The sequence below is a fragment of the Brachymonas denitrificans genome, assembly GCF_907163135.1.
GTDB classification, from domain to species: Bacteria; Pseudomonadota; Gammaproteobacteria; order Burkholderiales; family Burkholderiaceae_C; genus Brachymonas; species Brachymonas denitrificans_A.
Genome location: NZ_CAJQUA010000001.1, coordinates 432,919 through 448,280 on the forward strand (window position 1 = coordinate 432,919; position 15,362 = coordinate 448,280).

Here is a 15,362-nt window from a genome sequence, read left to right on the forward strand (position 1 = left end):
AGGTCAGGGATTGGGAAAGTGCGCCGGAGCGCGCACGGTCAAGTGTGCCATATCCCTGACTGACATCCACGGCATGCCTCAGCGTGGCGGATCCGGTACAAAGCCGCTGTCTGCCGGGAAGGGCTGCGGGGTTGCGGGGCGTGGCGGTTCCCACGGGCGGATGATGCCGCGGGTGCGCAGGTTGGCCAGGCTGTCGTAGCGGATGCGGATGACTTCAGCCGGCGTGGTGCTGGCGCGCACGAAGCGCGTGGTGCTCACCTCTGACGATTCACGCTCGCCGTGCCCGGTGCCCAGGCCGGGAGAGGCCTGGGTGCGCGCCTCGTCCCGCAGCGGCGGCATGGTACCCGGGCGGGAGGCCTCTGCGGCAGCGCTGTCCTGACCGCGCAGCGAGCCGGCCGGGGCTTCGCCACGCTCGGGCGTGGCGCGTGGCCAAGGGCGGATCGGTGGATAGACCGGCCGGCGTTCGGGAAACACGGCCACGCCAATCACGCCGATGTCATCGGGCCGCCCGGTGCGGCTGGCGTAGGAGTGGCGCGGCTGAGTGAAGTGGAAAGCGGCGATTTCGTTCAGGTTCTTGCGCCAGCCGGCAATCTCGCTGTACTGGTGCGGGTCGAACACGTAGCCGTCCTGCAGCGTGCTGGCAGTCTGGCCGGTGACGATGTTGACGCCATCCACCGACATGACGGCCAGCGCGCGCCGTCCCTGCAGGTTGCGCACGCCGATGGCGTAGCGTGCCCCTGGCTGGCCGGCGACCCAGTATTCGCCTTGGTGCGTGTAGACGGGCAACGCCTGGCCGGTGTTGCGGTCGATCACCTGCACATCCATGGTGTTGCCGACGGCGCTGGCCTGCTGGGTTGCGGCCAGGCCGCCGAGGAGCAAGGCGGCGAGCAGGGGCTGGCGCAGGCGGAACAGGGGACGGGAATGGGTGACTGGCATGGCAGGCTCCTTGAATTGGGCTGACAATTTTCTGACCATTCTCGCCCATTGGTGCGCACCGTGGGTCACCGAAGGTGCAAAGGTGTAAACGGATGTTGACGCAGTTGATATGCGGCAAGGGCTATCGGGGTTGCCCCTCTTGCGAACCCCCGTGGGCAGGGGATAATCTGCAGGTTCGATAGAAAGTTACCATCCGATGACTGCACCCATCATTGACATGGGCCATATGCAACAGGCGGCTCAAGAGGCTACCCAGATGTTGCGCGTGCTGGCCAATGAAAACCGCCTGCTGCTGCTGTGCCAGCTCAGCCAGGGCGAGAAATCCGTAGGCGAACTGGAAACCCTGCTCGGGATCCGGCAGCCGACCCTGTCCCAGCAACTGGGCGTGTTGCGCAACGAAGGTCTGGTGCAGACGCGCCGGGAGGGCAAGCAGATCATCTACCGCGTGGTGGATGAGCGCGCACAGCGTCTGCTCGAGACGCTGTACGGCATGTACTGCAGCTGCTGAGCCACGATTTTCCTTGCCTGCTGCAGCAGGCAGACAGCAAAAACGGCCGGAAATTCCAGCCGTGATGCATTGATTGCGCCTGCGCCAGCTCGGCGCAGGCTGTCAGGCTGGCTTACCAGCCGCCGTAGTTGCCACCGCCTCCGCGGTTGCCGCCGCGCTTGTTGCCGGAAGTACGGTTGCTGCGGCGGATGCTGTCCACGCTGGTGCGCAGCGGATCGGGCTGGCCGCCGTTGCCCTGGCTGCGCGGCACGCCAAAGTCGTGCAGGCGGAAGGGCGCGCTCTCGTGGCTGCGCGGCTGGGCTTCGCCACCGCCATGGCGCGGGCCCTGACGACGCTGGCCGTTGTTGTTGCGGTTGCCACCCTGGCCTTGTCCCTGGTTCTGGCGCGGCGCGCGCGGTGCACGCTCCTGCATGGAGGGCGCATTGCCTTCGCCCTGGCCCTCGCTGCGCTGGCCACCACCACCGCTGCGGAAGCGGTTGCGACGGCGACGCGTGCGCTCCTGGCCTTCGGGACGCTGGCCGTCCTGTGCGGGGCGATTGTCCTGGTCCGTCAGATCGGCCGGATCGGTTTCGGCATCATGCCCCGCAGCGCGGGAAGCGGCCTGGGCCACCGGCTTGCGGTGGCCGCCTTGCGGCTTGCCGGCCTTGTTCTCGCGGATGCGCTGCATCATCTCCTGGCGCGCGGCCTTGGCGGCGGCAGCCATTACCTCGCGGCCCGGCGGCTTGCCGGCACCGCCCCACAGGGTCTGGCGACCCATGGCGATCGGCTCGGCCTTTTCGCCTTCATCCGGGCCGAAGCCCTCGATGAACTGCACCGGAATCTGCTGGCGCGTGAATTTCTCGATGGCGTGCATGAAGCCTTCCTCGTCCATGCAGACCAGGTTGACGGCTTCGCCGCTGGCGCCGGCGCGACCGGTACGGCCGATGCGGTGCACATAGTCTTCGGAGATATTCGGGATCTCGTAGTTCACCACGTGCGGCAGGTCGTCGATGTCGATGCCGCGGGCGGCGATGTCGGTGGCCACCAGCGCACGGATGTCGCCGCTCTTGAAGCCGGCCAGGGCCTGCGTGCGTGCCGTCTGGCTCTTGTTGCCGTGCAGCGCCATGGCGGTGATGCCGTTCTTGTTCAGGTATTCGGCCACGTGGTTGGCGCCGAACTTGGTGCGGGTGAACACCAGCACCTGACTCCAGTTGCGCTCCTGGATGATGTGCGCCAGCAGCGCCTTCTTCTTGGCGCGGCCCACCGGGTGGATCACCTGCGTGATGCGCTGCACCGTGGTGTTGCGCGGCGTCACCTGCACCTGTTTTGGATCATGCAGCAGGCGGCTGGCCAGATCGCGGATCTCGTCGCTGAAGGTGGCGGAGAACAGCAGGCTCTGTTTTTGCGCCGGCAGCAGGGCCAGCACCTTCTTCACGTCATGGATGAAGCCCATGTCGAGCATGCGGTCGGCTTCGTCCAGCACCAGGATTTCGACCTGGCTCAGGTCGAGCGCGCCCTGGCCATGCAGGTCGAGCAGACGGCCGGGGGTGGCGACCAGCACGTCCACGCCTTTTTGCAGGCGCTGGATTTGCGGGTTCATGCCGACGCCGCCGAAGATCACGGCAGACGTCATCTTGAGGTTCTTGCCGTACTGCTGCACGGATTCTTCCACCTGGGCAGCGAGTTCACGCGTGGGGCAGAGCACCAGCGAACGCACCTGGCCGCGCGCGGCGGGGGTGCCTTCGCTCAGGCGCTGCAGCATGGGCAGGGTAAAGGCCGCGGTCTTGCCGGTGCCGGTCTGGGCACCGCCGAGCAGATCGTTGCCGGCGAGGACGAGGGGAATGGCCTCGACCTGGATGGGGGTCGGCGTCTCGTAGCCGAGATCGCGCACAGCAGAAACAATGGCTGGCGCCAGTTGCAGGTCTTCAAAATTCATGCGAGAGGAGCACCTTGCAAGGTGCAATGGCGTTGGCTGTTTGCGGCTGCTGCTAGGCAGGCGGCGCAGAACCAGTGAGAAGCCAACGGAGTTTCCAGAGAAGCCGGGCCGGTGTGAAAACCGTGGGCGCGGCATGCAGCAAAATGCTGGTGTTGCCATGCACTGGTGGTGGCAACAGCAAGTATTGTCGCATGCTGGGATAATGGAGGGCAAAGAAATTTGCCAGCAAGCGTAAATTTTTGACAATTGCAGCCCGAAACAGCCCGCCCGCACAGGGTGTGGCGGCTGCCACCTCATCCGTATTACAAGGAAAATCCATGGCCCAGTACGTCTATTCCATGAATCGCGTCAGCAAGATCGTGCCGCCCAAGCGCCAGATCCTGAAGGACATTTCGCTCAGCTTCTTTCCCGGCGCCAAGATCGGTGTGCTGGGCCTGAACGGCTCGGGCAAGTCCACGCTGCTCAAGATCATGGCCGGCATCGACAAGGAAATCGAAGGCGAAGCCACCCCGATGCCGGGGCTGGACATCGGCTACCTGCCGCAGGAGCCGCAACTCAACCCCGAGCACACCGTGCGCGAGGCGGTGGAAGAGGCGATGAAGGAAGTCAACGACGCCCGCGCCCGCCTGGAAGAAATCTACGCCGCCTATGCCGAGCCGGACGCCGACTTCGACGCGCTGAGTGAAGAACAGGGCAAGCTGGAGGCCATCATTGCCGCGGCCGGCACCGACAGCGAACACCAGCTCGAGATCGCTGCCGACGCACTGCGCCTGCCGCCCTGGGAGGCCGTGATCGGCAAACTCTCCGGTGGTGAAAAACGCCGTGTGGCGCTGTGCAAGCTGCTGCTCTCCAAGCCCGACATGCTGCTGCTGGACGAGCCCACCAACCACCTGGACGCCGAATCGGTGGAGTGGCTGGAAATCTTTCTGCAGCGCTTTCCGGGCACCGTGGTGGCCATCACGCACGACCGCTACTTCCTCGACAACGCCGCCGAGTGGATTCTGGAACTGGACCGCGGCCACGGCATTCCCTACAAGGGCAACTACAGCACCTGGCTGGAGCAGAAGGAAGCGCGTCTGGAACAGGAGCAGCGCACCGAAGACGCCCGCACCAAGGCCATGAAGAAGGAACTGGAATGGGCGCGCCAGAACCCGAAGGGCCGTCAGGCCAAGAGCAAGGCGCGTCTGGCCCGCTTCGAGGAACTGAGTGACTACGAATACCAGAAGCGCAACGAGACGCAGGAAATCTTCATTCCGGTGGCCGAGCGTCTGGGCACCGAGGTGATCGAGTTCACCAATGTGAGCAAGTCCTTTGGCGACCGCCTGCTGATCGACAATCTGAGCTTCAAGGTACCGGCGGGTGCCATCGTCGGCATCATCGGCCCGAACGGCGCGGGCAAGTCCACGCTGTTCAAGCTGGTGGCCGGCCTGGAGCAGCCGGACAGCGGCGAGGTGAAGATCGGCAAGACCGTGCAGATGGCCTTTGTCGACCAGCACCGCGATGACCTGGCCAACGACAAGACCGTGTGGGAAGACATCTCCGGCGGCCTGGACATCATCACCGTGGGCAAGTTCCAGATGCCAAGCCGTGCCTACTGCGGCCGCTTCAACTTCAACGGCGGCGACCAGCAGAAGAAGGTCGGCATGCTGTCCGGTGGTGAGCGTGGCCGCCTGCACCTGGCCAAGACGCTGATGCAGGGCGGCAACGTGCTGCTGCTGGACGAACCCTCCAACGACCTGGACGTGGAAACCCTGCGTGCGCTGGAAGACGCGCTGCTGGAGTTTGCCGGCAGCGTGATGGTAATCAGCCACGACCGCTGGTTCCTGGACCGCATCTGCACGCACATTCTGGCGGCAGAAGGCGATTCGCAGTGGGTATTCTTCGACGGCAACTACCAGGAGTACGAAGCCGACAAGATCAAGCGTCTCGGTGAAGAGGGTGCCAAGCCCAAGCGTGTGCGTTACAAGGCGCTGAAGTAATCCCGAAACCGGTTGCCGGATTCGAACAGGAGCGGAGCAGGCTTGCGGGTCTGTTCCGCTTTTTTTGTATCCCGGTGTTGCACCGTGGTGTTACCAGTCATGACAAGCCCTGACACCTGGTGGTGGTAGGCTGGCAGCACCATGCGCCTGATTCCCTATTTCCTGGCCGATGCCATTCCCTTCACCGCCACACGCGAACAGGTGCTGGCGCACTATGGCCGTCCGCGTGCCGCACAGGGCAACAACGTGGGGCTGAACGAGCTGGACTATGGGGACCTGATCGTGCGATTCCAGGACAACGGCCGGCTGGAGGAAATCACCCGGCGTTCGCCGCTGCTCTATCTGGGTGATGAACTGATCCCGTTTGCCCGGCTGGCCGATCATGTGCGCCGGCACGATGCGGCGGCATTCGAGCGGGGCGGATTCGTGGTGAGCCCGCGTTTCGGGCTGGCTTTCGATCCGGACTGTCCGCCGTGGATTACCGCGCTGGCGGCGCACTGCATTCCGACCTGGCGTGCCATGGGACAGACCTGAGAACGTCATCAAAATGACGTACAGAAATGGAACAATGCAATCTTCCTGCATGACTCCGTTTCAGTGTTCGCAATAGCTCGAAAAAACGCACGCCCGTTCGTAACGTGTTGAAATAGCTGATGTTTTTCCTGCGTTATCGCCAGAAGGTTTGTGCGTTTCTGGCAAGCGCGGGTACTATGTCACCAAGGAGACAAAGTGCGGATGCCGTGTCTGCACTCACAAGCATGCGAGCCATGGATACAACAGCCATTCGGCCGCATCGGATCGAGCCGCTGGTGGCGGCTGCCGATGCTCTAGAGGCCATTCCCTCCACCTTGCGCATTCCACTGGCCGGGCGCGCCCTGGGCGACCGGATGTTCCCGCAAATGGCCGTGCACGATCGTTACGCCGCCGCCACGCTGGCTGCCATTGGCGATGACGGCAGCCGCTGGGTCGGCGATTGCTACAGCATGTGGGGCGTGCTGGCCCGCACGCGCTATATCCGCGAGCAGGCGCAGCGCTTCATGCGCGACTATCCGAAAGCGCACTTCGTCAACATCGGTTGCGGGCTGAGCCAGTATTTCCAGTGGCTGGACAACGGCAGCACGCGCATGACGGATGCCGACCTGCCCGAAGTGGTGGCCTTGCGTGACCGCTTGCTGCCTCCGCTCAACGCACGCCAGCAGACCGTCACGGTGGACCTGACGGCCGAGGACTGGTGGCGCCAGTTGCGCCTGCCGCGTCGCCAGGGCCAGCCGCTGTTCCTGCTGCTGGAAGGCGTGAGCATGTACCTGTCCGCCGGACAGATGCGCGGCGTGCTGGACACCATCGGTGCCTATGCGCCCGCCGGCTCGCTGCTGGTGCTGGATGCCTTCAGCGTGCTGGCGACCGGCAGCGCCTTCTGGCATCCCTCGCTGCGCAACACGGGCGCCAGCATCAAGTGGGGCCTCAAGCGCGCGGACGAACTGGAGCAGGCGCACGAGCGCTTCTGCCTGATCGACAGCATGGACATCATGGCTGGCTACGACTGGGCCAATGCCATGTGCAGCGCCGGATTCACCTTCATGGCGGGCATGCCGTTCTATGCGATGTATGTGCTGAGCGTGGAATAAGCGGTTCCGGCATGCGGACAAAAAAAGGGTGGCACTGTGAACTGCCACCCTTTGCTGCGTCTGGAGGGCTTACACCTCGACGATCATCTCGATCTCGACGCAGGCTCCCAGCGGCAGCTGCGCCACGCCGAAGGCGCTGCGCGCGTGGGCGCCGATGGTGTTGCCGAACACCTGTCCGATCAGTTCGCTGCAGCCATTGGTGACCAGGTGCTGCTCGGTGTATTCGGGCGTGGAATTGACCAGGCTCATCACCTTGACGACGCGCTTGATGCGGTTGAGGTCGCCGGTGGCGGCCTGCAGGGTGCCGAGCAGGTCTACCGCGACGGCACGCGCGGCCTGGGCGCCGGTGGCGGTGTCCATGTCCTTGCCGAGCTGGCCGGTCCAGACCTGGCCGTCCCGCTTGGCGATATGGCCGCTCAGGAAGATCAGGTTACCGGTCTGCACGAAGGGCACGTAGGCGGCGGCCGGCACGGCGACCGGGGGCAGGGTGATGTCGAGGGCGGTGAGCTGGGCGTAGACGTCGGACATGGTGGTTTCCTTCTCTGGGGTTGGCGGGATGACTGCGATTGTAGGCGCGCGTGGCGAGGCTTCAGACGGGCTCTACCGTCACGCCGACGTCCAGCGTGTGGCCATGACCGCCGCCGTGCAGCACGCCGCGCAGGGGCGTGACATCGCCGAAGTCGCGGCCGATCGCGACGGTGACGTAGTCTTCTCCGGGCGTGCCCCAGCCGAAGCGGTTGTTGGTGGGGTCGAAATCGCACCACAGGCCGTGCTGCTGGATGCCGCCCGCATCCAGCGCCTGTTCGCCATGGGCATCCGGCAGGAAGACCGAGACCCAGGCATGCGAGGCGTCGGCGCCGATCAGACGGGGCTGGCCGGGCGGCGGTTGCGTGAGCAGATAGCCGCTGACGTAGCGGGCCGGCAGGCCCAGTCCGCGCAGGCAGGCGAGCATGATGTGCGCAAAATCCTGGCAGACGCCGCAGCGCTGCTCCAGCGCGGTGAGGGCCGGGGTGTGCAGGTCGGTGCTGTGCGGGTCGTAGCGGAAATCGGCATGGATGCGTGCGGTCAGTTCAATGCACGCCTCGAACAGGCAACGGTCGGGGCTGAGCGAGGGGGCAGCATAGTCGACAAAGGCCGGCTCGCGGGCGACGTAGGGCGAGGGGTAGAGAAACTCTGCAGCCTGGCTGAATTGCTGGCCGGCGCGGTAGGCGAACTGCTCGCGCACCTGCGCGCAGGTGGCGTGGCTGAAGCGGATGGGGGGCGCTGCCGTCTGTACCAGGCTGCGCGCGGTGACTGTGAGCGCCTCGTGCGGCTGCTCGATGGAGAAGTGGCAGCGCTGGTTGCCGAACACGTCGGTGCTGGTGTCCATGCTGGCGGGGGCGGGATCGGCCTGCAGCTGGAAATCCAGCAATTGCTGCCAGGGCGTGCTGACCGGTTGCAGCCAGGCCATGTGCTGGGCGTGCTGCACGGCGGGGGTGTAGCCGTAGCGGGTCTGGTGGGTGATGCGGAGCAGCATGGGTGTGGATTGTCAGGCGCCCACGCTGTGGGTGGCGGGGTCGGCCGGGTGGAAATAGGTGCGTGTGATGTCGTCCGTGAGCATCATGGCCAGCTGGATGCACTGGCGCAGGAGGTGCGACGAATCGGACGGGGCGCTGGCAGCTTGCTGCAGGCTGGCCTGCAGGGAGTCGATCTGCTGCGCGAGCGGGACACTGTCGGGCATCGCCGGTGAAAAAGGCAATGGCGGCAAGGCCTGCAGCGTGATGCTGATCTGCTCCAGCACCCAGCGCAGCGAGCGGGGATGGCGCGTACTGCCGGTCAGGGTGTGCCAGGCTTCTGCCGCCGGTGGGCCGAACGACTGCATGCGGGGCTGCTGCAGGTGCTGGTCGAACAGCGCCGTCAGGGTGGCGGCCGTCTGGCCGTCCAGCGGGGTGCCGGAGGTGCTGGCTGGCAGCAGTGCGCCGGCCACGAAGCTCAGGCGCTCGATCCAGCGGCCCAGCATCAGCAGTTGCCAGCCGGCATCGCGCTGTAGGCGGTCGAGCTGTACGCCGGTGACGGCCGCCATGGCGTGGCTGAGCTGGTGCAGCTGGCTGGCCAGATCCATGGGGGAGTGGCCTGGCTGTTCGCCGTTGTCGGTGCGCAAGGCTCGCATGTGCGTTTCGGCTTCCTGCACCAGATGCCAGTGCTGGTGGGGCAGTTGCCCGCGCAGCTCGGCGGCGGTGCGTGCCATTGACGCGATATTGCCTTGTGCGGCGCAGCCCCGGTCCTGCCACTGGCGCATCAGTTCGCGGGCCAGCTGTTCGTCCGGCAGATCCGCAGGAGTTTCGCTGCTGACGAGCTGCTGGTCCAGCAGCAGCTGCCGCAGCCAATGGCGCAGGGCAGGTCCGGGACGGTCGAGTTGCTGCAGACTGTCGAGCGTGAGCAGTTGCAGGCGTACGGCGTTTTCTGCGCGTTCGGTGTAGCGGCCAAGCCAGAACAGGTTTTCGGCCGTGCGGCTCACGATGCGCTCCGGTTCGCTTGCGTGATCCCGGGGTGGCTGCGCGATGGCGGGGTTGATGCTTCCAGTGACCCAGACGTCGGCGCTGCTGCCGCCATTTTGCATCGACATGATGGAATCATCGCCAGCCGCCAGCCGGGCCATGCCGCCCGGCAGCACACGCCAGCCCTCGCCGTCGCTCAGGGCGAACAGGCGCAGCACCAGGGAGCGCATCGCCGGATATCCCTCTTGCCGATTCTCGCTGTGGACCCAGGCTGGCATCTGCGACAGGGGGGCGTAATGTTGCAGGGTGAAATCGTCGCCCTGGTTACGCATGTCGTTCCGGAGTTGCTCAAGTTCCTCGGCGTCGAGTTCGCGGCCCAGGCGCGTGGGGAAACTGTCATGCAGCTCACTGCCCGAATAGGTTGGCTTGATGGCGTAATCGTGCAGCTGCTGTTCGGCGCCGGTGCGCACGGCTGCCTCGCCACACCACCAGGTAGGCAGGGCGGGGATGGCAAGCGGTTCGCCCAGCACATGGCGCGCCAGTGGTGCCAGGAAGCCCTGCAGGGCGGGGGATTCCAGAAAGCTGCTGCCCGGGCTGTTGGCCACGATGACCTGGCTGGCACGCATGGCCTGCAGCAGGCCGGGGATGCCCTCGCGTGATTCGGGACGGAGTTCCAGCGGGTCCATCCAGCTGTCGTCCACGCGACGCAGCATGCCATGCACGCGCACCAGTCCGTGCAGGGTCTTGAGGTAGAGCTTGTTGCCGCGCACGGTCAGGTCGTGACCCTGCACCAGTGTCAATCCCAGATAACGGGCCAGATAGGCCTGCTCGAACCAGGTCTTGCTGTGGGCGCCGGGAGTAAGCAGGACCAGGGTAGGCGCTGCACCGTCTTCCACCAGGGGCTGGCACTGCTGCCGCAAGGTGTCGAGGAAGCTGCGATAGGCTTCTGTGATTGTCGCTACCTTGAGCTGATTGAACCCTTCCGGGAACAATTGGCGCATTACATGGCGATTTTCAATCAGATAACCCAAGCCGGAGGGGGCCTGCGTCCGCTGCGCCATCAGCCACCACAAGCCGGCGTGGTCGCGGATCAGGTCGAAGGCGGCGATGTGCAGATAGCGCTGCTGGACGATGCCGTGCATGGGGCGCAGATAGCCGGGGTGGCCCTGGATCAGCGCCGGGGGCAGCCAGCCTTGCTGCATCAGGGTCTGCGGGCCGTAGACATCGGCCATCACCTGCTCCAGCAGCTGCATGCGCTGCCGGATGCCGGCGGCCAGGTGCTGCCATTCTTCGTGACGCAGCAGCAGGGGGAACAGGTTCAGTTCCCAGGGTCGCAGGGTGGCGGGCATTTTGCCCTGGGCGGTATAGCTGATGCCGTTGTCGCGGATCAGACGCTGCAGACGGGCCTGGTGCAGGTCCAGCGCTGCGGGGCTCGCATCGGGCAAGGCACTGAAAAAGCGCTGCCAGTCCGGCGTGAGCGGCAAGGGGGTATCGGAGGATGCCGAGCCCCGGAGTTCGTCGAAGTGGCTTGGTGCGGCGGCGCTCTGATCGAAGCCGGCGGGCGTAGCGGGCACGGGGCTGCTGCCGCAGTCTCCGGCAGTAGGCGGGGCGGGCGGGTTGAACGGCGCGGATGTCCCAATCATGCGGGCAAGTCTACGGGCGAATGGGACTCTACATGTCTCTCAAGGCGTTACCATGCGCACATGGTACAAAAATTAATACATAAGAATTATATTTTTCATGATGAAGAAGCACGGCGGCGATCAATCACGCTGGCGGGGCTGGCCTGGGTGATTGGCATTGCGGTGCAACTGCAGCAGCCGTCGCTGTGGACGCAAAGCTGGTACGGGCTGCTGGTCGTTGGCGGGTTGATGCTGGCAGTGGGACAGATGAAGGGCCTGTTGCGTTCGCCGTGGTGGCTGTATGGCGCGATTGGCCTGCTGGCGTTTGCATCGACAGGCTGGCGCGCGGCAGCGTCGGTGGACAACCGTCTGTCCGGGGCTCTGGAAGGGCAGGAGCTGCTGGTGCGTGGCACAGTCGCGGGCCTGCCGCAGTGGCAGGCGGATGGGGCCCGGTTTCAGCTGGAGGTGGAGCGGGCCACGTGGCGCGGGCAGGTTGTGCAGGTGCCGACTTTGGTCGCGTTAAGCTGGCGCAACGGCAACGGCAACGGCAACGGCAACGGCAACGGCAACGGTAACGGCAACGGTGGCGCTGGTGCCATTGCAAGCAACGGTGCCGCCCGCAACCGGGATACGACCCTGGCCGCCGGCAGGGCATGTGCCAGTTGCGTCAGCCCCGGCGAACGCTGGGAATTTCCCGTGCGTCTGCGCCAGCCGCACGGCAACCGCAACCCTTTCGGCTTTGATCTGGAGCTCTGGATGTGGCAGCAGGGTGTCGGTGCCAACGGGCAGGTGCTGGTCAGACCGGAAGATGCTGCGGTAACGCGACTGGCAGCGGCACCGTGGTACCGCATCGACCTCGCCATGGACGGCGTGCGCCTGCAGGTGCGTGAGCGGCTGCTGGCCTACGTGGCACCCGCGCAGAAGGACAGAGCCGATGCCGGAGAGCGCCAGCGTGTCGCCGGTGTGCTGGCAGCGCTGGTGATGGGCGATCAGGCAGCCATCGAGCGCCAGGACTGGGATATTTTCCGGCGCACCGGCGTGGCGCACCTGATGAGCATTTCCGGGCTGCATGTGACAATGTTTGCCTGGCTGGCCGGAGGCCTGGTCGGCTGGGCCTGGCGACGCAGCGCACGCCGGGGCTGGCCCTTGTGCCTCTGGCTGCCGGCGCCGCTGGCCGGTTTGTGGGGTGGCGTGCTGTTTGCACTGCTGTATGCCTGGTTCAGCGGCTGGGGCGTGCCGGCCCAGCGCACGGTCTGCATGCTGCTGGTGGTGGCCGTGCTGCGCGGAGGAGGGCGGCAGTGGCCATGGCATGCGATCTGGGCCATGGCAGCGCTGGCCGTGACCCTGCTTGATCCCTGGGCATTGCTGCAGCCGGGCTTCTGGCTGAGTTTCGTCGCGGTTGCCATGCTGTTCATCACCGGCGAGGCGCAGCAGGCACCGGCAGCCGGCTGGCGCGGGCGTGTCTGGCAGACGGTGCGGGCCTTTCTGCACCAGCAATGGGTGGTGGTGCTGGCCCTAACGCCGCTGGCGATGCTGATGTTCGGCCAGTTCTCCATCGCCGGCATTGCCGCCAACATGCTGGCGGTGCCGCTGGTGACCCTGCTGGTCACGCCGCTGGCGTTGCTTGGTGTGCTGCTGCCCCCTCTGTGGCTGCTGGCGGCGGACCTGCTGCAATTGATGAACGCCATTCTCGAATGGATGGCCGGCTGGCCGTGGGCAATGCACGGGGCAGCGCTGGCGCCGCTATGGGCAGGCATGGCCGGACTGGGCGGCGGCATACTGCTGGCCGCGCGGTTGCCGTTTTCCTGGCGCTGGCAGGGCCTGCTCTGGCTGGCGCCGGTGCTGCTGTGGCAATCGGTACGGCCGGCCAGCGGAGAGTTCGAGCTGCTGATGCTGGATATCGGCCAAGGCAGCTCCGTGCTGGTGCGCACGGCTGGCCACAGCCTGCTGTACGACACCGGAGCCCGACACAGCGAACGCAGCGATGCGGGGCAGCGCATCCTGGTGCCGCTGCTTGCGGCGCTGGACGAGCGGCTCGACCGTCTGGTGCTCAGCCATGCCGACAACGACCATGCTGGCGGCGCCCCGGCCGTGTTGCAGGCCCGGCCGCAGGCGCGGGTCATGGGCTCGCTGCCTCCGGCGCATCCCCTGCATGCCAGCCCGGGCGTCACGACCTGCCAGGCCGGCCAGCAGTGGGAATGGGAGGGAGTACGTTTCGAAGTCCTGCATCCCGCTGCAGGCGCTGCCATCACGGAAGCGAACACCAATGCCAGCAGTTGCGTGCTGCGCATCAGCAACGGGCGACGCAGTGCCTTGCTGGCGGGGGATATCGAGGTGGAGCAGGAGCTACGGCTGGCACAAATCCTGCCTGCAAGCCGCTTGCAATCCGATGTGCTGCTGGCCGCCCACCATGGCAGCGACACGTCCACCAGTCTTGAATGGCTGCAGGCCGTGCAGCCGCGCTGGACGCTGATCCAGCATGGTTACCGCAACAGCTACGGTCACCCGCACGCCTCCGTGCTCCAACGCCTGATGGCACAGGGCACCACCATCGTTCAGACCGACCAGTGCGGCGCCGGCTGGTGGCGTTCCAGCAGCAACCAGATCGTCTGCGAGCGTGAACAGCACCGCCGCTACTGGCAGCACGATGTGCCCTTGCCCGCCGTCCGTCAGCAGGCTCCTCAAGGCGGCACTGGTAATACGTGAGGCGATGCATGGTGTACCTACCGGTTGCCCGCCTGCACGCGCTGGGACGACGCTCCCGTCACTCGGCATGCATTCCGACACACGGAATCCCCGCAGCTTGCTATGCTGTACAACAGAACAACAAGCCCGGGGAGATCCTGCATGACTGCCTTCGACGAGATGTACCGTTTCGTGCCCTACGACCTGGCGCCGGTACGGGACCATTACGCAGCCTATGCCCAATGGCTGCGGCAACAGACCCCGCAGGATCTGCAATCGTTGCGCGAAGAGGCGGAACTGATCTTTCGCCGCGTCGGCATCACCTTTGCCGTCTATGGCGACAAGGACGAGGACGGCACCGGCGGCGAGCGCCTGATCCCCTTCGACCTGCTTCCCCGCGTCATCCCCGTTGCCGAGTGGGACCGCCTACAGGCCGGCCTGGCGCAGCGGGTTACCGCCCTCAACCGCTTCCTGCACGACGTCTACCATGAGCAGGCCATCCTCAAGGCCGGCATCATCCCGTCCGAACAGGTGCTCGGCAACGCGCAGTTCCGCCAGCAGATGATCGGCGTCAGCGTGCCCAATGGCGTCTACTCGCACATCAGCGGCATCGACGTGGTGCGTGCCACCCACGGCGAGGAAGAGGGCCAGTATTTCGTGCTTGAAGACAATCTGCGCGTGCCCAGCGGCGTGAGCTACATGCTGGAAAACCGCAAGATGATGATGCGGCTGTGTCCGGAACTGTTCCAGTCGCACAAGGTGGCGCCGGTGGCGCATTACGCCGACCTGCTGCTCGAAACCCTGCGCCAGAGCGCTCCCGCCGCGGTTTCCGACCCGGTGGTCGTGGTGCTCACCCCGGGCATGTACAACAGCGCCTATTTCGAGCACGCCTTCCTCGCGCAACAGATGGGCGTGGAACTGGTGGAGGGGCAGGACCTGTTCGTCAAGGACGGCTTCTGCTACATGCGCACCACGCAGGGCCCGCAGCGCGTGGACGTGATCTATCGCCGCATCGATGATGATTTCATGGACCCGCGCGTGTTCCGCAAGGAATCCACCCTGGGCTGCGCCGGCCTGATGGACGTCTACCGCGCCGGCCACGTCGCCATCTGCAACGCCATCGGCACCGGCATTGCCGATGACAAGTCGATCTATCCCTACGTGCCGCAGATGATCGAGTTCTACCTCGGCGAAAAGCCGCTGCTGGCCAACGTGCCAACCTGGCTTTGCCGCAAGCCGGACGACTTGCGCTACGTGCTGGACCATCTCGATGAACTGGTCGTCAAGGAAGTGCATGGGGCCGGCGGCTACGGCATGCTGATCGGTCCCACCGCCAGCAAGGCCGAGATCGAGGAGTTCCGCGCCGTGCTGCAGCAGCACCCGGAGCGCTACATCGCCCAGCCCACGCTCAGCCTCTCCACCTGCCCGACCTTCGTTGACAGTGGCGTGGCTCCGCGCCATATCGACCTGCGCCCCTTCGTGCTCTGCGGCAAGGAAGTGCAGATGGTGGCAGGCGGCCTGACGCGCGTGGCGCTGAAGGAAGGCTCGCTGGTCGTCAACTCCTCCCAGGGCGGCGGCACCAAGGACACCTGGGTGCTCTGAGCCACACAACAAC

11 protein-coding genes are annotated in these 15,362 nt (G+C 65.6%); 6 read left to right on the forward strand and 5 right to left on the reverse strand.

Annotation, left to right across the window (positions count from 1 at the left end; genetic code table 11):
* Positions 1-78 precede the first annotated feature (78 nt).
* Positions 79-936, reverse strand: a complete 858-nt coding sequence (locus tag KKQ75_RS02045; protein WP_250130969.1) for a hypothetical protein — start codon at positions 934-936, stop codon at positions 79-81.
* 196 nt (positions 937-1,132) lie between these two features.
* Here KKQ75_RS02045 and KKQ75_RS02050 point away from each other — a divergent pair, with 196 nt between their 5' ends.
* Entirely contained in the window at positions 1,133-1,444 is a 312-nt protein-coding gene (locus KKQ75_RS02050; RefSeq protein ID WP_213359725.1) for an ArsR/SmtB family transcription factor, read from the forward strand.
* A gap of 112 nt (positions 1,445-1,556) precedes the next feature.
* Here the strand turns inward: KKQ75_RS02050 and KKQ75_RS02055 are convergent, their stop codons facing one another.
* Entirely contained in the window at positions 1,557-3,359 is a 1,803-nt protein-coding gene (locus KKQ75_RS02055; RefSeq protein ID WP_213359727.1) for a DEAD/DEAH box helicase, read from the reverse strand.
* 317 nt (positions 3,360-3,676) lie between these two features.
* On the opposite strand from KKQ75_RS02055, the gene ettA reads away from it, so the two are divergent.
* From ettA to KKQ75_RS02070, 3 genes are all read left to right on the forward strand, one after another.
* On the forward strand, positions 3,677-5,338 hold the full coding sequence (gene ettA, locus KKQ75_RS02060; protein ID WP_213359737.1) for an energy-dependent translational throttle protein EttA: 1,662 nt from the start codon (positions 3,677-3,679) through the stop codon (positions 5,336-5,338).
* Positions 5,339-5,479: 141 nt separating this feature from the next.
* Positions 5,480-5,872 carry a hypothetical protein gene (locus KKQ75_RS02065; RefSeq protein WP_213359739.1) on the forward strand — a complete coding sequence of 131 codons (393 nt, stop codon included), beginning with the start codon at positions 5,480-5,482 and terminating at the stop codon, positions 5,870-5,872.
* A gap of 233 nt (positions 5,873-6,105) precedes the next feature.
* A complete protein-coding gene (locus KKQ75_RS02070) occupies positions 6,106-6,963 on the forward strand; it encodes a class I SAM-dependent methyltransferase (protein ID WP_250130970.1) in 858 nt (285 codons plus the stop codon).
* Positions 6,964-7,032: 69 nt separating this feature from the next.
* Here the strand turns inward: KKQ75_RS02070 and KKQ75_RS02075 are convergent, their stop codons facing one another.
* The 3 genes from KKQ75_RS02075 to KKQ75_RS02085 form a co-directional block, all read right to left on the reverse strand.
* Positions 7,033-7,491 carry a RidA family protein gene (locus KKQ75_RS02075; protein ID WP_213359741.1) on the reverse strand — a complete coding sequence of 153 codons (459 nt, stop codon included), beginning with the start codon at positions 7,489-7,491 and terminating at the stop codon, positions 7,033-7,035.
* Between the two features lie 61 nt (positions 7,492-7,552).
* Positions 7,553-8,479, reverse strand: a complete 927-nt coding sequence (locus KKQ75_RS02080) for a transglutaminase family protein (RefSeq protein ID WP_213359744.1) — start codon at positions 8,477-8,479, stop codon at positions 7,553-7,555.
* A 12-nt stretch (positions 8,480-8,491) separates the two neighbouring features.
* Entirely contained in the window at positions 8,492-11,083 is a 2,592-nt protein-coding gene (locus KKQ75_RS02085) for a circularly permuted type 2 ATP-grasp protein (protein ID WP_213359747.1), read from the reverse strand.
* A gap of 162 nt (positions 11,084-11,245) precedes the next feature.
* On the opposite strand from KKQ75_RS02085, the gene KKQ75_RS02090 reads away from it, so the two are divergent.
* Both KKQ75_RS02090 and KKQ75_RS02095 read left to right on the forward strand, forming a co-directional pair.
* Complete coding sequence (locus KKQ75_RS02090) at positions 11,246-13,768, forward strand: DNA internalization-related competence protein ComEC/Rec2 (RefSeq protein ID WP_250130971.1); 2,523 nt, start codon at positions 11,246-11,248, stop codon at positions 13,766-13,768.
* Between the two features lie 141 nt (positions 13,769-13,909).
* On the forward strand, positions 13,910-15,349 hold the full coding sequence (locus KKQ75_RS02095; protein ID WP_213359751.1) for a circularly permuted type 2 ATP-grasp protein: 1,440 nt from the start codon (positions 13,910-13,912) through the stop codon (positions 15,347-15,349).
* Positions 15,350-15,362: the final 13 nt, after the last annotated feature.